This window comes from Microbacterium hydrocarbonoxydans (genome assembly GCF_000956475.1).
Classification (GTDB): Bacteria; Actinomycetota; Actinomycetes; order Actinomycetales; family Microbacteriaceae; genus Microbacterium; species Microbacterium hydrocarbonoxydans_A.
Genome location: NZ_JYJB01000008.1, coordinates 279,147 through 297,909 on the forward strand (window position 1 = coordinate 279,147; position 18,763 = coordinate 297,909).

Annotated in this window: 18 protein-coding genes; 2 read left to right on the plus strand and 16 right to left on the minus strand. The window is 69.2% G+C overall.

From position 1 onward, the window contains the following. The first annotated feature begins 24 nt into the window (after positions 1 to 24). A complete protein-coding gene (locus tag RS84_RS08030; RefSeq protein ID WP_045257252.1) occupies positions 25 to 651 on the plus strand; it encodes a TetR/AcrR family transcriptional regulator in 627 nt (208 codons plus the stop codon). On the opposite strand, the gene RS84_RS08035 is transcribed toward RS84_RS08030, so the two are convergent. From RS84_RS08035 to RS84_RS08095, 13 genes are all read right to left on the minus strand, one after another. After that, complete coding sequence (locus RS84_RS08035) at positions 641 to 1,315, minus strand: DNA-3-methyladenine glycosylase (protein ID WP_045257500.1); 675 nt, start codon at positions 1,313 to 1,315, stop codon at positions 641 to 643. The genes RS84_RS08030 and RS84_RS08035 overlap by 11 nt on opposite strands. Further along, the gene (locus RS84_RS08040; protein ID WP_052676280.1) at positions 1,315 to 3,258 is read right to left on the minus strand and encodes an Ig-like domain-containing protein; all 1,944 of its coding nucleotides are present in this window, start codon (positions 3,256 to 3,258) and stop codon (positions 1,315 to 1,317) included. The genes RS84_RS08035 and RS84_RS08040 overlap by 1 nt, the downstream gene beginning before the upstream one ends. After that, positions 3,248 to 3,985 carry a TIGR03943 family putative permease subunit gene (locus RS84_RS08045; RefSeq protein ID WP_045257253.1) on the minus strand — a complete coding sequence of 246 codons (738 nt, stop codon included), beginning with the start codon at positions 3,983 to 3,985 and terminating at the stop codon, positions 3,248 to 3,250. The genes RS84_RS08040 and RS84_RS08045 overlap by 11 nt, the downstream gene beginning before the upstream one ends. After that, positions 3,978 to 5,048, minus strand: coding sequence for a permease (locus RS84_RS08050; RefSeq protein WP_045257254.1), 1,071 nt, complete (start codon positions 5,046 to 5,048; stop codon positions 3,978 to 3,980). Before RS84_RS08050 ends, RS84_RS08045 begins: the two co-directional genes overlap by 8 nt. After that, a complete protein-coding gene (locus tag RS84_RS08055) occupies positions 5,045 to 5,476 on the minus strand; it encodes a Fur family transcriptional regulator (RefSeq protein WP_045257255.1) in 432 nt (143 codons plus the stop codon). The genes RS84_RS08050 and RS84_RS08055 overlap by 4 nt, the downstream gene beginning before the upstream one ends. Before the next feature lie 46 nt (positions 5,477 to 5,522). Continuing rightward, positions 5,523 to 5,699, minus strand: coding sequence for a hypothetical protein (locus RS84_RS19310; RefSeq protein ID WP_160298171.1), 177 nt, complete (start codon positions 5,697 to 5,699; stop codon positions 5,523 to 5,525). A gap of 143 nt (positions 5,700 to 5,842) precedes the next feature. Further along, positions 5,843 to 6,709: a metal ABC transporter permease gene (locus RS84_RS08065; RefSeq protein WP_045257257.1), complete on the minus strand. Its 867-nt coding sequence runs from the start codon at positions 6,707 to 6,709 to the stop codon at positions 5,843 to 5,845. Continuing rightward, a complete protein-coding gene (locus RS84_RS08070; RefSeq protein WP_045257258.1) occupies positions 6,706 to 7,533 on the minus strand; it encodes a metal ABC transporter ATP-binding protein in 828 nt (275 codons plus the stop codon). Before RS84_RS08070 ends, RS84_RS08065 begins: the two co-directional genes overlap by 4 nt. Next, complete coding sequence (locus tag RS84_RS08075; protein WP_045257259.1) at positions 7,530 to 8,555, minus strand: metal ABC transporter substrate-binding protein; 1,026 nt, start codon at positions 8,553 to 8,555, stop codon at positions 7,530 to 7,532. Before RS84_RS08075 ends, RS84_RS08070 begins: the two co-directional genes overlap by 4 nt. Positions 8,556 to 8,770: 215 nt before the next feature. After that, positions 8,771 to 10,456, minus strand: a complete 1,686-nt coding sequence (locus RS84_RS08080; RefSeq protein ID WP_045257260.1) for a glycoside hydrolase family 13 protein — start codon at positions 10,454 to 10,456, stop codon at positions 8,771 to 8,773. A gap of 89 nt (positions 10,457 to 10,545) precedes the next feature. Next, positions 10,546 to 11,433, minus strand: a complete 888-nt coding sequence (locus RS84_RS08085; RefSeq protein WP_045257261.1) for a carbohydrate ABC transporter permease — start codon at positions 11,431 to 11,433, stop codon at positions 10,546 to 10,548. Then, positions 11,433 to 12,344 carry a carbohydrate ABC transporter permease gene (locus RS84_RS08090; RefSeq protein ID WP_045257262.1) on the minus strand — a complete coding sequence of 304 codons (912 nt, stop codon included), beginning with the start codon at positions 12,342 to 12,344 and terminating at the stop codon, positions 11,433 to 11,435. The genes RS84_RS08085 and RS84_RS08090 overlap by 1 nt, the downstream gene beginning before the upstream one ends. Further along, positions 12,341 to 13,633: an ABC transporter substrate-binding protein gene (locus RS84_RS08095; RefSeq protein ID WP_045257263.1), complete on the minus strand. Its 1,293-nt coding sequence runs from the start codon at positions 13,631 to 13,633 to the stop codon at positions 12,341 to 12,343. Before RS84_RS08095 ends, RS84_RS08090 begins: the two co-directional genes overlap by 4 nt. 101 nt (positions 13,634 to 13,734) lie before the next feature. On the opposite strand from RS84_RS08095, the gene RS84_RS08100 reads away from it, so the two are divergent. Continuing rightward, a complete protein-coding gene (locus RS84_RS08100; RefSeq protein WP_045257264.1) occupies positions 13,735 to 14,955 on the plus strand; it encodes an ROK family protein in 1,221 nt (406 codons plus the stop codon). 190 nt (positions 14,956 to 15,145) lie between these two features. Here RS84_RS08100 and RS84_RS08105 read toward each other — a convergent pair whose 3' ends face one another. The 3 genes from RS84_RS08105 to RS84_RS08115 all read right to left on the minus strand — a co-directional run bounded on the left by RS84_RS08105 (position 15,146) and on the right by RS84_RS08115 (position 18,727). Further along, complete coding sequence (locus RS84_RS08105; RefSeq protein ID WP_045257265.1) at positions 15,146 to 16,501, minus strand: dihydrolipoamide acetyltransferase family protein; 1,356 nt, start codon at positions 16,499 to 16,501, stop codon at positions 15,146 to 15,148. Positions 16,502 to 16,622: 121 nt separating this feature from the next. Continuing rightward, a complete protein-coding gene (locus tag RS84_RS08110; RefSeq protein WP_045257266.1) occupies positions 16,623 to 17,603 on the minus strand; it encodes an alpha-ketoacid dehydrogenase subunit beta in 981 nt (326 codons plus the stop codon). After that, positions 17,603 to 18,727, minus strand: coding sequence for a thiamine pyrophosphate-dependent dehydrogenase E1 component subunit alpha (locus RS84_RS08115; RefSeq protein ID WP_045257502.1), 1,125 nt, complete (start codon positions 18,725 to 18,727; stop codon positions 17,603 to 17,605). Before RS84_RS08115 ends, RS84_RS08110 begins: the two co-directional genes overlap by 1 nt. Between the last annotated feature and the right edge of the window lie 36 nt (positions 18,728 to 18,763).

Genomic DNA, 18,763 nt, shown 5'->3' on the forward strand with positions numbered 1-18,763 from the left:
TTCACCACCCTGAGAGGAAAGTCAATGGCTCCGCCCTACGTCTCTCCGCTGCGCGAGGCCCAGGCCGCCGAGACTCGGCGCCGCATCCTCGAATCGGCGGCCATCGTGTTCAGCACCTCCGGGTACACCGGCACCTCCCTCGCGCACATCGCGCGCGACGCAGGCGTGTCGGTCGAAACGGTCAAGCAGAACGGCCCCAAGGCGGCACTGCTGCTCGCGACGTTCGGCCACGCCTTCGCGGGCAGCGAAGAGGACACTCCCCTGCACCAGCGCCGCTCGCTGGAGGGCATCCGCGCCCTTCCCGACGACGAGTTCCTGCCCGGGTGGCTCGGTTTCGTCGCCGCCGCCAACGCGCGGGTCGCCCGTCTGTGGCCGCGCCTGCTGGAAGCCGCACTCGTGGATGCCGAAGTGGGCGAGCGCATCGGCGCCCTTCAGCGGAACCGCGCGCTCGACATGAGGTCGGTCGTGACGATGATGCGCGAGCGGGGCATGTGCCGCAGCGCCCGCGGCGATGACGTGCTCGCGGCCTCGCTCTCGTTCCTCATCTCTCCGGAGAGCTACGACCAGCTCGTGTTCGAGAGCGGGTGGACCCCCGAGGCCTATCTCGACTGGCTCATCGACGCCGTGGAGCGCATGATCCTCAGCGAGTGAACTGAGCGGCCTGCGCCCCGCGCCCCCATCTGAACGGCGACACCGTCGGGTCGCCGGCGATCCAGAAGCGCCAGGGGAAGGCATCCGTCCCGGCGATCCCGGCCACGCCGACGCGGGGCCCGCTGGCCATCTCGACGGGATCGTCCGACAGCCACAGCTCGGCCGTGGCGTCGTGCCACTCGGCTCCCGTGACCGCGTCGATGCCGTCGTGTCGCGGATGCCGCAGGCCGCACGCCTGACCGAACCTTCCGGGTCCGCGCGCCAGATCCCGCCGCGCCACAGCAGTCAGCGGCAGCGCCGCACCACGGCGGCGGGCCGCGGCATCCGCCCCGTCGATCACCTCGCCCGCACGCAGCAGCACACCGCCGGCGACCCCCTCAGGGCCGCACACGACGTTGATGCACGAATGGATGCCGTGGCTCAGGTACACGTACAGATGCCCCGGCTCGCCCCACATCGTGGCGTTCCGGGCCGTTCGGCCCATGCGTGCGTGCGACCCCGGGTCGGAGACGGGCCCCGTGCCCTGCCCGTGATACGCCTCGACCTCGGTGATGCGCAGGCGAACGGCGTCTCCGTCGACGGCTGTGCGCAGCTCGCCCCCCAACAGCCGGGGAGCTGCGTCGAGGGGCAGCGGCCGCAGGTCGTCGCGGGTCGCCCGGCGCATCAGTAGTGCGGGGCCGTGGCGCACCACGACGAGTCGAAGCCGGTCAGCGCGACCAGTTCCTTGCCTGTGCGGAGGTCGAGCAGGTGCGTCTCGACCTTCTCGGGCAGCGGCAGCAGCATCTGGTCGTAGGCGTTCTTCGCGAGATCGGGGGCGATCGCGATCGCGGCGTACTGCCCGCTCGGCGACGCGCACGCCTGGAGGATCGAATCGGTCGACCCGACCTCGACGAGCGAGGTCGCCGTGCCGTCGTCGTCGACCCGGACGATCGCCTGCCCGCTCGGATACCCGGTGTCGTCCACAGAGACGACGTGGCGCAGGGTTCCGCCCGGGAAGGGAACGATCGTGATCGCGCTGCCGTAATCGGGGTTCGAAGGAGGCAGCGGCTGCTCAGAGCCGTCGGCGAGGTTGAGCTCGACCACGCTGCCGTCGACGCGCTCGACGATCGCCGTATAGGTGCCGCGGGAGATGCCCTGGATATTGGCGGCCAGTCCGAGAGACTGCACGCCCGCATCGCTGGAGTGATCGATGAGCGAGAGCGCGCCGTTGAAGTCGATGAACAGCATGGCCGCCGAGTCGGGAACGAACTGCCACACCAGGATGCTGGTCTGCTCCCCGCCGACCTCGGCGATCTTCGGCTCGTCGTCGCCCGAGAGCGATTGGGTCACGAGCACGCTCGCGCGCCCGGAGTCCTCGCTGATCTCCTTGTCGGAGTACGTGTAGCCGACGAGTCCACCGCGTTCGGAGACCTGGATCGAGCCGATGTAGCCCTCGCCCGGAAGCTTCAGCTCGCGGGGATTCTTGCCGTCGCGATCCATCACGTACAGCTTCGACAGATCGTCGTCCTCGACCGAGACGACGAGCTTGGTCGAGGTCGCGCGGAAGTCGTCGATCTTGTCGTGGCTGTACACGGGCACCGCGTTCTCGCCGCTGAGATCGGTGAGGAAGATGGTGTCCTCGCCGGAGGCGTCACGGCGCAGGAGGAACATCGTGGATGCCGGGGTGCTGAAATGCGCCGTCAGAGTGGCCTTCGGGCCGCCGCCCGTCGATGTGACGTCTGCGACCGTGATCTTGTACTTGGTCGCGTCGTCGAGCGGAACGGTGAAGCGGATGCCGATGCCCCGTCCTGCCGCGTCGACCGTGAAGGGCACGGCGGGCTCGACGGACACCTGCGAGGCGTCGATCGCCGACAGCGCCTGGTTCGCGGTGAGGATGACCCGGCTGCCACTCGACTCGATCGCCTCCGCGGGTGCGACCTGCACGTTCGTGATGCGCGGACCCTGCGTGAGGCTCACGACTCCGAGGCCGGCGCCGATCACGACGAGGATGCCCAGAACCGCTGTGAGCGTGAGGAGGAATCGGCGGGAGGGGGTTCGCAGTGCTGACGCGGCGGATTCCCCAGACGACGCAGGGGCGGCTTCCCCGGTCGTTGAGCCGGCGGGCTCCCCGGTCGTTGAGCGAGCGGAGCGAGACGAAACGTCGTGAGCCGACGTCGACGCAGGAGGCACGCGTTTCGTCTCGTCGCTGCGCTCCTCGCTCAACGACCGCGGGGATTCCCTGGCCGTCGCACGGGCGGGATCCCCGGTCGACGCACGGGCGGGATCCCCGTTCGTGGAGCGAGCGGAGCGAGACGAGACGTCGTGCGCCGACCCCACGCTGGTGGAGCGCGGAGCAGCCGCCTCGCGCGCAGCTGCCTCGGCGGCCGCGGCGGCTTCGACCATCGCGGCCCGCATCGCCGCCTCCCGCTCAGCGGCGGGGTCGGCCGCCGTCTCAGCAGCGGGGTCGGTGATCGGCTCAGCGAGGGGAACGGCGGATGCCCCGGCATCCGCCTCCGCGTCGCCACCGTAGGAGGCGGCAGCAGCCGCCGCGGCCTCGCGGGCGGCGCGCAGCTCGGCGCGAGTGCGCGGGACGACGGGGACCTCGGGCTGCTCGTCGTCAGTACTCATACGGGTCCCCCGGCTCGTCGATCGCCTCGACCGTGGTCGGGTCCACGTGCAGAGCTCCGTCGGCATCCGCCTTCACCGTGCCTGTGACCTTGACCCACTGACCGGTCTTGTATTCGCCGGCGTCGATCGTCACCGGCACGTTCGCGGGCTGCGCGTCGATCACGCAGTGCGTGATCACGAGGCGGGTCAGGTCGACCCCGTCCTTGCCCGGCGTGATGAAGCCGGTGAGCGTCACGGTCGTGCCGTCATACGACGCGGTGTTGGTGGCGGTGGCGAAGACGCTGGCCCAGTCGCCCACGCCGAAGGTCGAGGTGTCGGCCTTGCCGAGCGTCACGTCGTCGGCGCCTGCGAACAGGGCCGTGGACTCCCCTGCCCGCGACATCGCGAGCTCGACCGACAGAGATGCAGGCGGCAGCACGAGCGCGGCGACGACGACGCCCGAGGCGATCACGCCGCCGGCCACCGTCGCGGTGGTGCCGAGCCTCCCGGACTCGGCGTGCTCGTGCCCGTGATCGTGCCCCTCTTCGGCGCCCAGCGGCAGCGTGCACGACCAGATCGCTCCGATCAGCGTCACGACCGCCGCCGCGCACGCGAACCAGACCGACTCGGGGCTGATGTAGAGCGTGAGCCTCCCCGTGACGCCGAGGCCGAGGGTGACGACGGAGAGGACGGTCGCGAGGCCGATGCCCAGCCAGCGGGAGCCGAGGGAACGCGTGCGCTCAGACAAAGACGTTCACCCCGATTCCGATCGCGAAGGCGGCGAGCACCACGACGCCCACGATGCTCGCGAGCACCCGGGTGGTGAACGTGGTGCGCATGAGGGCGAGCATCTTGACGTCGACCAGGGGACCGACCAGCAGGAAGGCCACCAGCGCGCCCGAGGAGAACGTCGAGGCGAATGACAGCGCGAAGAAGGCGTCGACGTTCGAGCAGATCGCGACCGTCATGGCGAGCGCCATCATGGCCACGATCGAGAGCACCGGGTTCGAGCCGATCGCGAGGAGCACGTCGCGCGGGATCAGCACCTGCACGGCGCCGGCGAGCGCCGAGCCGATCACGAGCGCAGGCATCACGGCGCGCAGCTCGACGAGGAACTGCGTGAGGCTGCGGCGCACGGGCGTGCCGGGCTCGTGGGTCACCCGCTCGCAGGTGTCGACGAAGCGCTGGGTGAGCAGGGCATCGGGCGAGGGATGCCGGCTGTAGATCCAGCCGATCAGGTTCGCGATCAGGTACCCGCCGACGAGGCGGGCGACGAGGATGCCGTCGTCGAAGCCGAAAGCCGCGTGAGTGGTGAGAATGACGATCGGGTTGACGATGGGAGCCGCGATGAGGAACGTCAGGGCCTCGGCAGGAGCGAGGCCGCGCATCATCAGGCCACGGGCGAACGGCACGTTGCCGCACTCGCACACGGGGATCAGCATCCCGAGTAGCGACAGCACCGCACGGCGCGCCCACGCGCGTTTCGGCAGCCAGCGGTGGATCACATCGGCGGGCAGCCAGACCTGCACGACGATCGACAGCAGCACGCCCAGAACGACGAAGGGCAGCGCCTCGATCAGCACGCTCATCGCGAGGGTCAGCCCGTCCTGCGCGCGGTGCGGCAGGGATGCGGTGTAGAGCGTCGGGACGAAGCGGTCGATCAGGAAGAGCGCGGCGACGATGGCCGCCCCCAGGGCGACGCCGATCCACGGAGATCTGCGCGTCCGACCTCCCCCTTGGGTCCCCGAGCCTGTCGAAGGGTGCGAATGCCCGGCGTGCTCTTCGGCAGCCGTGCGCGTCGCAGATGTCACTCGCCCGGTTCCTGAGCCTGCCGGAGCTCCCCGGCTTCGCGCTTCGCGGTGCAGGCGGCGCACAGGCCGAAGATGTCGACCACGTGCGCGGCATCTGTGAATCCATGCTGCGCCGCGGTGCGGTGCGCCCAATGCTCGACGTCTTTGGCCTCGATCTCGACGGTCAGACCGCAGGATCGGCAGATCAGGTGATGGTGATGTCCCTGGGTCGAGCAGGCGCGGTACAGCGCCTCTCCCTCGGGACTCTGCAGCGAGTCGGCGTCACCGGAGGCGGCGAGTCCCGCCAGCGCACGGTAGACCGTCGCGAGACCTATGCCCGTGTTGTCGTCGCGGAGGCCCGCGTGCAGGGTCTGTGCGCTCACGAATCCGCGCGCGTCGGCGAGCGCTTCGCGCACGCGCTCGCGCTGCCAGGTGTTCCGCTGAGCCATACCCCGAGTCTAATCGCCGGGCTTCTCCGTGGGCTGGGAAGCCCGTTCAGTCCTTGCGGAGCACGTGGATGAGCTTCGGGTTGACGTAGAACGACACCTCGCCGGTCTCGACATCGACGCGCGCGGAGACCGCCATGCGCCTCGAAGAGAGAGGGCCTCCCGACGACACGGTCACCCTGTTTCCGACGGCGTGGACCTCGAGGTCTTCGATGTACTCGGCCATGGCGCACACCATACCCGGGTTCGACATCACGCGTTCTCGCCGAGCGGACCCCCGGTACTCGCCGGGAGGCCGTGCACTCGCCGGGAGGCCGTGCACTCGCCGGGAGCGCTCGGCGGATGCTCCGCGTCTCCGCGACGCCCGGATCAGTGCCGGCTGAGCCGCGTGACCCGCTCGCGGCGCGCGCCGATGACCCGGCAGACGAGGTAGATCACGAAGGAGATGGTCGTGATGTAGGGGCTCACAGGAAGGGTGCCCATGATCGCGAGCAGGATGCCGCCCACGGCCGAGACGATCCCGAACACCGCGGCGAGAACGGGAACGGCGACAGGGCCGGTGGCCACCCTCAAGGCGGCGGCGGCGGGGGTCACGACCAGCGCCATCACGAGCAGCGCGCCGATGATGTGCACGGCGACGGCCACGACGAGCCCGAGCAGCAGCATGAAGGCGAACGAGACGCCGACTACGGGGACGCCCCGCGCCGCGGCCGACTGCGGGTCGAGCGAATCGAAGCGCAGCGGACGCCAGATCAGCAGAAGTCCCACCAGCACGAGTCCGCAGATCCCGGCCAGCCAGCTCAACTGGGCCGACTGCACCGACACGATCTGCCCGGTGAGGAGGCTGAAGCGACCGGCCGCCCTGCCGTTGTAGAGAGACAGGAAAAGGATGCCCAGGCCCAGCCCGAAGGGCATCAGCACGCCGATGATCGAGTTCCGGTCCCGGGCGCGCGCGCCGAGCCAGCCGATGATCGCGGCGGCGAGCAGCGAGCCGACGAGCGATCCGGCGACCACGTCGACGCCGATCAGCAGAGCCGCCGCCGCACCGGCGAAGGAGAGCTCGCTGATGCCGTGCACGGCGAACGCCATGTCGCGCTGCATCACGAACAGGCCGATGAGCCCGCCGACCAGTCCGAGGATCGCGCCGGCCCAGACGGAATTCGAGACGAGGGCGAGGATGTCGCCGTACTGCGCGAGGCCGCCGAACATGGCGTCGCCGATGTCGTCGAGGTTCACGCCTCGTCTCCTTCCTGATCGTGGTGGTGATGAGCGGTCTGCTCGGCATCCGGCGCACCGACGACGACGAGCCGCCCGCCGGCTTCGAGAACGTAGACGGGCGCCCCGTACAGCTCGGACAGCACCTCTGTGGTCAGCACCTCGCGAGGCGTGCCGAGCGTGAACTGCCCGTTCGCGATGTACAGGATGCGGTCCACGATCTCGAGCACGGGGTTGACGTCATGCGTGACCAGCAGCACTCCCGCGCCCGTGCGGCGGTGCGCGTCGATCAGACCGACCACGGCCTGCTGATTCGCGAGGTCGAGACTCGTGAGCGGCTCGTCGCACAGCAGCAGCCGCGGGTTGCCTGCGAGGGCCTGGCCGACGCGGAGCCTCTGCTGCTCTCCCCCGGAGAGGATGCCGACGGGCTGGTCCGCGAACGCCCGAGCACCGACCGCGTCGATCAGCTCATCCGTGCGCGCCCGGTCTCCACGGCGGGGGAACGGAAGGCCGAAGCGATGCCCGTCGATGCCGAGCGACACCAGGTCGCGACCGCGCATCGACGTCTCGGCGGCCAGAGGCCGCGCCTGCGGGAGGTAGCCGATCCGCCGGTTGCCGTGACCGCGCACGGGCCGGCCCAGGGCGGTGATGCTCCCCGCGGAGAGCTGCTGCAGTCCGAGGATCGCCCGCAGCAGGGTGGTCTTGCCGGATCCGCTGGGGCCCAGCACGGCGACGAGTTCGCCGGGGGCGACGTCGAGATCCAGGCCCTGCCACAGCTCGCGGTCACCACGCCGTATCGCGGCGCCGCGGATCTGCAGCGGCGCCGCGTCGGAGGGAGAGGTCACTTGTCGAGATTACCCGCGAGAGTCGTGATGTTGTCCTGCATCCACGTGATGTACGTCTTGCCGTCGGGAACCAGCTCGGTGACCTCCTGCACGGCGGTGCCCGCATCCTTCGCCGCGTCGATCACCTGGGTGGTCTCGGCGCCGCCGGTCTGGGCGTTGGCGAACAGCACCTTGACGTCGCCGGCCTTGATCAGATCGAGTGCGTCGAGCAGAGTGGCCGGCGGCACGTCCTGCCCCTCCTCGACGGCTTCGCTGAAGGCCTCGGGGGTGACGTTCACGAGGCCCGCGCTCTCGGCGAGGTACACCGGAACCGGCTCGGTGACGAACACCTTGTCGCCCTCGTGAGCGCTCTTGATCGTCGCGAGCGAGTCCTCGAGGCCCGCGATGTCCTTCTGGAAGTCGGCGAGGTTCTGCTCGTAGTCGGCCTTGTTCGCCGAGTCGAGGTCGATCAGCTGCTCGGCGATCGCCTCGGCGACGTGCTCGATGGTGTGCGGGTCGTACCAGACGTGCTCGTTGAACCCCTCGATGTGGTCGTGACCCTCATGCGTGTCGGAGCCGTCCGCTTCGCCCTCATGCGTGTCGGAGCCGTCCGCTTCGGAGTCGTCGTGATCGTGGTCGTGCTCATGCCCGTCGTCCTCGACCTTGGTGCCGGGGTAGTCGTGCGAGTACTCCACGGCGGTCACGACCGCGGCATCCGAACCCGACGCATCGCGCAGCGACTCCATGTACGAGTCGTAGCCGCCGCCGTTCTCGACGATCAGCTTCGCCTTCTTGACCGTGAGCTGATCGGATGCCGACGCCTCGTACTCGTGCGGATCCTGAGACAGCGAGGAGATGATCGACGTCACATCGACGTGGTCGCCGCCGATGCGGCTCGCGATGTCGCCGTAGACGTTGGTCGAGGCGACCACGCTGAGGCCGTCGCCACCCTCTGTCGCCGCCGATCCGGACGTCGTCGAGCACCCCGCGAGGGCGAGAACGGCGACGGAGGCGAGCGCGAGGGAGGCGAGGGGCTTGTGCATGCCTCCACTCTAAACGCTAATGAGAACCATTATCAACTTGAGTGGGAATGACGCTTCGGATGCCGGCCGCGCGGCGATCCGAAGCAGGGGCCGACACGCCACATCGGGGGACGAATCCCCCGAGACGTCCCCCGATGTGGCGTGTCTGCCCCGGAAATGTGATGCCGAGGCGGTGCGGCGGCGCGGTGCGGCGCCGCACCGGTCCTCCGCTGGCGTCAGCCGAGCAGGCCGGGCGGGGCGATCCAGACCGTGCTGTCGCCGGGCAGCGCGCCATCGATCACCGGTCCGAGCACGACGTGCGCAGCATCCGCACCAAGGTCGAGGGGCTCCGAGCCGAAGTTCGTCACCACCTGCCATCCGTTCGGGCGGGCGAAGCGCAGCACGTCGGCGCGCCCCGTCTCGATCCACTCCAGCGCTTCGTCGGTCTGCAGCCGGTGACGAAGGCGCAGGGCCTCGCGATACAGCGACAGGGTCGAAGCCGGGTCGGCGGCCTCGACCTCGACCGCGTAGTCGGAGAACCAGGATGGCTGCGGCAGGTGCGCGTCTCCGGCGCCGAATCCGAACGACGAGCCGGATGCCGTCCACGGCAGCGGCACGCGGCATCCGTCCCGTCCGAGGCCGTCGAACTCGCCGCCGCGGAAGAACGCCGGATCCTGGCGCTGCTCGGGAGCGATCTCTGCGACCTCCTGCAGACCGAGCTCCTCGCCCTGGTACAGGTACGTGCTGCCGGGCAGCCCCAGCAGCAGCAGCGTCGCGGCGTGCGCGCGGCGCAGCCCGCGCACCATGTCGATGGCGTCGGTCGGTCCGCCTGCGGCCACCCACTCGGTGCCCTGCTTGACCGGGCGACCGTCGAGCGCCGGCAGCCCGTAGCGGGTGGCGTGGCGGGTGACGTCGTGGTTCGACAGCACCCAGGTCGTCGACGAGCCGCTCATCGCGGACTGCGCCAGGTTCTCGGCGATGATGCTGCGGAACTGCGTGGCGTCGAAGTCCGCGACCAGCAGGTCGAAGTTGAACGCCTGACCGAGCCCCTCGGCCGAGGCGTACCTCGCGCGACGCTCGGGCGTCGACACCCACGCCTCGGCGACGGCCGTGCGCGGGGGCTCGTACTCGTTGAACACCTTGCGCCACTCGGCGTAGATCTCGTGCACGTCGTCGCGGTCGATGAGCGGATGCTTGCCGTCCTGCGGAAGCCGCTCGAGCTCCGCGCGGCTCGGCAGCGGCTCGGCGAGGTCCTTGGTGAGCATGTGTGCGACGTCGATGCGGAAGCCGTCGACTCCGCGGTCCGACCAGAAGCGCAGGGTCTTCAGGAAGTCCTCCCGCACCTCGGGGTTGTCCCAGTTGAGGTCGGGCTGCTCCGGCGCGAAATTGTGGAAGTACCACTGGCCGTCCTCGACCTGCTGCCAGGCGGGGCCCCCGAACACCGATTCCCAGTCGGTCGGCGGCTCGGCGCCGTCGGGGCCCTTCCCCTCGCGGAAGATGTAGCGCTCGCGCGCGGCCGAGCCGCGCCCGGCTTCCAGCGCCTCCTGGAACCACTCGTGCAGGTCGGAGGTGTGGTTCGGCACGATGTCGACCACGACGCGGATGCCGCGGGCGTGGAGAGCTGCGACCATGGCGTCGAAGTCCTCGAGTGTGCCGAGGCGCGGGTCGACGTCGCGGTAGTCGGCGACGTCGTAGCCGCCGTCGGCGAGCGCCGAGGGGTAGAACGGGCTCAGCCAGACCGCGTCGATGCCCAGCTCGGCCAGGTAGTCGACGCGGGACAGGATGCCGGGGATGTCGCCGATCCCGTCACCGTTCGCGTCGGCGAAGCTCCGCGGGTAGATCTGGTAGACGGCGGCCTGGCGCCACCACGTGGCGTCGTCGGCGGCGGGGGCGCGGGTCTCGGCGAGAAGCGCATCGGTCATGAGGGGTGAAGCTCCTTCGTGTGGTGGTGGTCGGGGCGGATGCCGGGCCCCGTCAGGACCCAGCATCCGATGTCATCGCGGTGATCTCATCAGCCCTTGACAGCGCCCTGGGTGACGCCCTCCATGACCCAGCGCTGCGTGAACAGGTAGGCCACGATAGCCGGTGCCATCGCCATCAGGTACGAGGCGAACGAGACGTTGTAGTTGTTGCTGAACTGCGTCTGGAACAGGTTCTGTCGCACCGGCAGGGTCTGCAGGGCCGGGTCGGAGATGATCAGAGACGGCATCATGAAGTCGTTCCACGCGTACAGGAAGGCGAAGATGCCGACCGTGGCGCTCATCGGTCCGAGCAGCGGGAAGATGATGCGCCAGAAGGTCTGCCACGTGGTGGCCCCGTCGATGCGGGCGCTCTCCTCGAGCTCCAGCGGGATCGAGCGCAGGAACGCCGTGAACAGCAGCACGCTGAAGCTCAGCTGGAACATCGTGGCGAGGATGATGACGCCTGCGGGGTTGTCGAGTCCTACGCGCCCGGTGAGCTGGATCTGCGGCAGCGCCACCACCGGGAACGGGACGAACATCGCCGCGAGCAGGTAGAAGAACGACCAGCGGAAGAGCTTGCGATCCCAGTTGCGCACGATCGCGTAGGACGCGAACGCCGCGAGCACGATGGTCGCGATCACGGTGCCGGCGGTGACCAGCATCGAGATGCCGGCGCCCACCGGGAACTTCGTGAGCGTCCAGGCCTGCACGAAGCCGTCGATCGAGAAGGGCGCAGGCAGCGAGAACGCGTTGCCGTCGGCGACCTGCGCCGACGTCTTGAACGCCATCGAGATCGTGACGTAGAGCGGGAGCAGCACCGTGACGGCGCAGAGGATGAGGATGATCGTGCCCGACCAGTTCACCCGCTCCATCCGGATGCGGGGCTTGCGTCCGCGGGTCGTGAGGGCTTCGGTCGTGAGGAGTGTCTGCGTCGACATCAGAGTGCGTTCCTTCCGCGCGTCATCGACAGCTGGAGGAGGGAGATGAGGATGGCCACGACGAAGAAGATCGTCGCATTGGCCATCTGGTAGGCGTAGTCGCCGCCGTTGAAGCCGGTGATGATGGTCATCGCCACGCTGCGCGTCGCGGTGCCGGGCCCGCCGCCCGTGAGACCGACGATGATGTCGTACGCGTTCAGGAAGCCCTTGAATCCGAGGATGACGTTGATCACCACGTACCCGGCGACCAGCGGCAGCGTGATGCGGGTGAGCTGCTGGAGCTTCGTCGCCCCGTCGATGTCGGCCGCCTCGTAGACCTCGCCAGGCACCGAGAGGAGCCCGGCGATGTAGATGAGGAGCGTGCCCGGGATCGCCTGCCACGCGGTCACGATCACGATCGCGACCCAGGCGAGGTCGGGGCTGGCGAGGATGCTGGTCTGCAGCCACTCCATCCCCGTCGCCGTCCCCAGCGCCGGGATCGAGTTCGAGAACAGGAAGTTGAACACGTAGGCGATGATGATGCCCGAGATCACCATCGGGATCACGAAGATCGTGCGGAGCCCGGTCTTGAAGCGGATGCGGGAGGTCAGTCCGACCGCGAGGAGGAACGCGATGACGTTGACCACGATGACCGTGGCGAGCGAGAACCCGAAGGTGAACAGGTAGCTCTGCAGGATCGCCGGGTCGCCGAAGGCAGCGATGTAGTTCGTCAGTCCGTTGAAGCTCCAGTCGCCGATGCCGATCGAGTCGGTGAAGCTGGAGAAGATGCCCATGACGGCCGGGACCGTGATGGCGAGCGTGAACAGGATCAGGCTCGGGAGCAGGAACAGGTAGTAGATCGGCTCCACGCGCTTGGTGCTGCGGGCGATCTTGCTGTCGCCGCGGGTGACGATGGTCGTCGTGGTGCTCATTTCTCGGTCTCCTTCTTCACCGGAGCGCGGAACGCGAGTCGCGCCCAATCCGCGTCGAGCGTGCTCAGCGTCTTCGCCGGGTCGGCGCCGAGGGCGATCGACTGCGCGTAGTTGAAGACCGGAATGGTCTTGGGGATGAGCACCGAAGGCCCCTGGTACACTCGGCCCTCGTCGATGTAGTCGATCATCCCCTCGATGCGGGGGTCGCTCGGAGCATCCGCCGTCTTCGTCGGGGTGAACCCGAGCTGGGAGTCGTTGTAGGCCTGGATGTGCTCGGGGAGGAACAGGTACTCGAGGAAGTCGGTCGCGGCCTCCTTGTGCTTCGAGCCCTCGGGGATCATGGCGGCGAGGTCGAGGTTCACGCGCACAGCCAGGTCGTCTTCGCTGTCGGTCATCGGCAGCGGGAAGGTGCCCAGGTCGAGGTCGGGTGCGGTCTTCGCGATCTCGCTGAACGCCCACGGGCCCTGCAGGTACATCGCGGCCTCGCCCTTGCCGAACGCGAGGTTGCCGTCGCCGTATCCGCGGCTCTGCGCATCCTTGTTGACGTAGTTCTCGAGCAGCAGCTGCATCTTCTCCATCGGCTCGGTGAAGGAGTCCTGGAACGAGATCTCGGAGTCCGGGCCGACGTCGGCGCCCTCGGCCGCGAGCTTGTCGTAGAAGTCGACGACGTCGAGGGACCCGCCGACCGCGTAGTCGAACCATCCCTGGCCGATGGTCCAGGCGTCGTTGGATGCGAGAGTCGCGTAGAAGGGCGTGATGCCGGCGGCCTGGAGTTTGTCGCAGGCGGCGATCAGCTCGTCCCAGGTCTTCGGCACGTCGATGTCGTTGGCGGTGAAGATCTCCTTGTTGTAGATCACCGATTCCGCCATCACCGAGTACGGCAGGGCGCTCTGGCGGCCCTCGCAGATGCCGTATTGATCGAGCAGCGGCTGATAGGTGTCGGCCATCTCCGCGGCTGCATCCGTGCCGCTCAGGTCGCTCAGCGTGCAGCGGTCGACGAACCGGGCGACCTCCATGTTGTAGTTGGCGAGCATGATGTCCGGCGGGTTGCCGCGGACGAAGCTAGCTGAGACGACGTCGACGCCCGAGGTGTCGATCTCGACGCGCACCTTGTCCTGAGAGGCGTTGTAGTCGGCGACGAGCTCGGTCATGAACTCGATGGCCTCGCGCTTGCTGAACGTGAAGCGGATGGTCTCGCGGCCGTCGCCGGCTGCGCATCCGGCGAGCGCCGTGCCGAGCAGGGCGAGAGCGGTCGCGCCCGCCGCGAGACGTAAAGGTTTGGGAGACACCGTCGTCCTTCCGATTGCTAGATCCAAAGACTAAATCTAGTGAGCGAATTTACTTCGTCAGGAGGTACTGTCTCATTGGGGAGAGGGACGGGTCAAGAGCCATGGCAGAAGTTTCCGCAGATCTCGGCACCGGGCGCGCGAGCGTCGGAGCCGTGCTCGACTTCGCCTGGACCGCTGGAGAGTTCACCGCCACCGAGGTCATGGCGAGCACGTCGTTGACCCGATCTACCGCGATCGACGCCGTCGACACCCTGGTCAGCGCGAGAATCCTGCGTGAGCTGCCGAACGCACGAGCCGTCGGCGCCTACCGCTCGGGGCGGCCGGCTCGGCGCTTCGCGCTCTCCTCCGATCTCGGCGTCGTGATCGGAGTGGATGCCGGAGACACCCACCTCGAGGTCACGGTCGCCGATCCGCTCGAGACCACCCTCGTGAGCCATCGCACGCAGCTCGATCCTGCGCACGCCCCCGCCGAGCGCCGAGCGGAGATCCTCGCGCAGCTGGCGGCGGCCATCGCCGAGGCAGGGCGCGAACGCGACGACGTGCTCGCGATCTGCATCGGAGTAGCAGCTCCCGTCGACCGCGAGGGCATCTCGCCGCCGCATCCCGACGGTTTCTGGGAGCGCACGAATCCCGGCCTCGCCGTGGCGCTTCACGACTGGGCGCCCGTCGTCGACGTCAAGAACGATGCACTGCTCGCGGCCGTCGCGGAAGGATCGCAGGGAGCGGCTGTCGGATGCCGCGACTACGTCGCCCTGCTCGCAGGAGAGCGCTTCGGCGGCGGCGTCGTCGTCGACGGCCAGCTGCTGCACGGAGCCCACGGCGGCGTCGGAGAGGGAGTCGTCTTCGATCACATCATCGGGGTCGGCTCGGCCTTCGGTCTCAGCTACGCCCTGCAGGACGAGGTGCGCGCGGCCGCGTCGAACGGCGACATCCCCCGCGAGGGACCCATCGGCCGGCTCGCGGGCGCCCGGCGCGTCGACCCGCGCACGGTGCTCGCCCTCGCCGCCGACGGCGATGCGGATGCCGTGCTCGTCTGCTCACGGGTCGGCGAGACCCTCTCACGGGTCGTCGGGGTGCTCGGCAGCATGTACGACCCTGCCCGAGTGATCATCTGCGGCGCCGTGGCCGAGAGCATCGAACCGGTGCTCTCGGCGGCCCGCGCCGTGCTGCCGTCGCAGCTGCACCTGCCGGCCCCCGAGCTTCTCGCGTCGACCCTCGGCGCGGAGGTCGTGTCGCTGGGCGCGGTCGCGACGGCCCGGCGTGCAGCGCAAGAGCGCGCCGTGCCGCTGCTCGCCGAGCGGCGGCTGGCCGCGCGGGCCTAGACCCGGGTCTTCGGGCGCGAGACGCCCGCGCAGCGGCGCCGGCATCCGCTCCGGCATCCGCCCCCGTGTTCGCGGGACACATGCACGACCCGGGCCCACCTGCACGGCGCGGAAACGTGTTCTGGTCGTGCAGATGTACCCCGGTCGCGCAACCGTGCGTGCGCGGTGCGCGCAGACGACAGGGCAGGCCTCAGTCGACGAGCAGCGCGGGCTCCTCCAGCACGCTCGCCACGTCGGCGATGAAGCGGCTCATGCCGTCGCCGTCGATCACGCGGTGGTCGAACGAGCCGGCGACCGTGGTCACCCAACGAGGGCGCACCTCGCCGTCGACGACCCACGGCTTCTGGCTGATCGTGCCCATCGCGATGATGCCGGCCTCGCCGGGGTTGATGATCGGCGTTCCCGCATCCATCCCGAACACGCCGATGTTGGTGATCGTGATGGTGCCGCCCTGCTGGTCGGCGGGGCTGGTCTTGCCCTCGCGCGCCGTGAGCGTCAGGCGGTTCAGGGCGCGGGCGAGATCCTTCATGCCGAGGTCCTGCGCGTCCTTGATGTTCGGCACGAGCAGGCCCCGCGGAGTGGCCGCGGCGATGCCGAGGTTCACGTAGTGGCGCACGACGATCTCGGCGCCGTTCTCGGTCTCGACCCACGCGGCGTTCACCATCGGAGTGCGGCGGGCGGCCCAGATCACGGCGCGGGCCATGATCAGCAGCGGTGAGACGCGGATGTCGGCGTAGTCGGGCGAGGCCTTCAGGCGCTTGACGAGCTCCATCGTGCGGCTCGCGTCGATCTCCTTCCACACCGTCACGTGCGGCGCGGAGTACGCGCTCTGCACCATCGCCGACGAGGTCGCCTTGCGCACGCCCTTCACAGGGATCGACTCGGAACGCGCGTCGTCGTGCGAGGCGGATGCCGGAGCAGGCGCGATTCCACGGGCGAGGCCTGCCGGGGCAGCCTGCGGCGCGGGCACGGTCTCCTCGCGCACGGCACCCCATTCGGGAGTCTGGATGTTGCGGAACACGCTCGCCTGCGAGGCGTGCTTCACGACGTCGTCGCGGGTGACCTCGCCGTCGGCGCCCGTGGGAGTCACCGAGGTCAGGTCGACGCCGAGATCGCGCGCGAGCTTGCGGATCGGCGGCTTCGCGATCACGCCGACCGATGAGCGCACAGGCCGCTCGGCCGGCCGCTTGCGGCGAGAGGTCGCCCCTCCCCCGGTGCCGTAGCCGACGAGCACGGAGCCGCCGCCCTCCTCCGGCGCCGGAGCCTCGGCCGTCACGATGTGGCCGGGACCCGCGTCGTCTCGAGCATCCGTCACGAACGTGATGATGGGCGTGCCGACCTCGACGGTCGTGCCCTCGGCGACGAGGAGCTCACCGACGACGCCCGCGTGCGGCGACGGCAGCTCGACGAGCGACTTGGCCGTCTCGATCTCGCAGATCACGTCGTTGATCGCGACCGAGTCGCCGGGCGCGACCTTCCAGGTGACGATCTCGGCTTCGGTCAGGCCCTCGCCGACGTCGGGAAGGGTGAAGTTCTGCGTGCTCATGGTTGATCCTCTCGCGCACGGCGTTCACAACTCCGCAAAAGCGCGCGGGAATCGGCCGAAAACGCGATTCCGGGGCCGGGATCCGGCGTTCTTTGAGGAGTTGTGAACATGGAACGGCTCATCAGTAGGCCAGCGAACGGTCGACGGCCTCGAGGATGCGGTCGGCATCCGGAAGATACGCGCCCTCGAGCTTCGCGGGCGGGAACGGGGTGTCGTAGCCCGACACCCGCAGCACCGGCGCCTCGAGCGCATAGAACGCGCGCTCCATGACGGTCGCCGCGACCTCGCTGCCGACGCTCGTGAAGCCCTGCGCCTCCTGGGCGTAGACCATGCGGCCGGTCTTGCGCACGGAGTCGAGGATCGGCTCGTAGTCGATCGGCGACAGCGAGCGCACGTCGACGACCTCGCAGCTCGTGCCCTCGGCTTCGGCGAGCGCCGCGGCCTGCAGCAGCGTGGTGACCATGGCGCCGTGACCGACGAGGGTGACGTCGCTGCCCTTGCGGACGACGCGCGAAGCGTGCAGCGGCACGGCCGAGGCGTCGAGCTCGACCTCGCCCTTCTGCCAGTAGCGGCTCTTCGGCTCCATGAAGATCACGGGGTCGTTCGAGCGGATCGCCTCCTGCATCATCCAGTACGCGTCGTTGGGCGTCGACGGCGACACGACCCGCAGGCCCGGGGTGTGGGCGAAGTACGCCTCGGGACTCTCCTGGTGGTGCTCCACCGCGCCGATGTGCCCGCCGTACGGGATGCGGATCACGATCGGCAGCGACAGCCTGCCTTCGTGCCGGTTCGTGAGCTTCGCGAGCTGAGTGGTGATCTGATCGAACGCGGGGAAGACGAACCCGTCGAACTGGATCTCGATCACGGGGCGGAAGCCGGCCATCGCGAGGCCGATCGCGGTGCCCACGATCCCCGACTCCGCGAGCGGGGTGTCGAGAACCCGCTTCTCGCCGAAGTCGCGCTGCAGGTGCTCGGTGACGCGGAAGACGCCGCCGAGCTTGCCGATGTCCTCTCCCATGAGCAGGACCTTGTCGTCGTCCTCCATGGCCTTGCGCAGTCCGGCGTTCAGAGCCTTGCTCAACGGCATCGTCTCGAGCGTCATCAGTTGCCTCCTTCGAACGACGCCTCGTAGGCGGCGCGCCACGCCTTCTGCTCGTCGATCAGCGGGTGCGGCTCGCTGTAGACATGGTCGAAGATCTTGTCGGCGCTGGGCGCGCCGAGCTCCACGCTGCGCGCGCGGAGGTCTTCCGCAGCATCCGCCGCCTCCGCCTCGACGTCGGCGAAGAACTGGCCCCCGGCGCCGCGGTTCTCGAGGAAGGCCCGCATGCGCGCGATCGGGTCACGCCGCGCCCACGACTCCTCCTCGTCGCTGCCGCGGTACTTCGTGGGGTCGTCGCTCGTGGTGTGCGCGCCGAGCCGGTAGGTGACGGCCTCGATCGCGCGAGGACCCTCGCCGCTGCGCGCCTCGTCGAGGGCGACGCGCGAGACGGCGTAGCTCGCGAGGACGTCGTTGCCGTCGACGCGGACGCTGGGTATGCCGTAGCCCGCGCTGCGCTCGACGAGCGGCACCCGCGACTGGGTCGACACCGGTACCGAGATCGCCCAGTGGTTGTTCTGCAGGAAGAAGACCGTCGGCGCCTGGTAGCTGGCAGCGAACACCATGGCCTCGTGTACGTCGCCCTGGCTGGAGGCGCCGTCGCCGTAGTAGACGATGACGGCTTCGTCGTGGTCGAGGTCGCCGGTGCCGCTTCGTCCGTCGAAGGCGAGTCCCATGGCGTACCCCGTGGCGTGCAGCACCTGCGAGCCGAGCACGAGGGTGTAGAGCCGGGTGTTGCCGTTCTTCGGATCGGTCGGATCCCAGCCGCCGTGCGAGACGCCGCGCATGAGCTTGATGATGTCGACCGGGTCGACGCCGCGGATGCGGGTGACCGCGTGCTCGCGGTACGACGGGAAGATCGTGTCCTGCGCACGGGCCGCGCGCCCCGATCCGACCTGCGCGGCCTCCTGGCCGCGGGACGGCGGCCAGAGGGCGAGCTGGCCCTGCCGCTGCAGGTTCGTGGCCTGGATGTCGATCGCGCGGATCGAGACCATGTCGCGGTAGAACTGCTCGAGCTCAGCGTCGCTGATCTTCTCGATCAGCGGGAGATAGCGCTCGGCGGACGCGGACGGCGCGAACCGTCCGGATGCATCGAGGACTTGCACGAGGGGGGTCTCGGAGGTGGTCACGGCACCCACGCTACCCGCGCCCGCATGCCGGGTCAC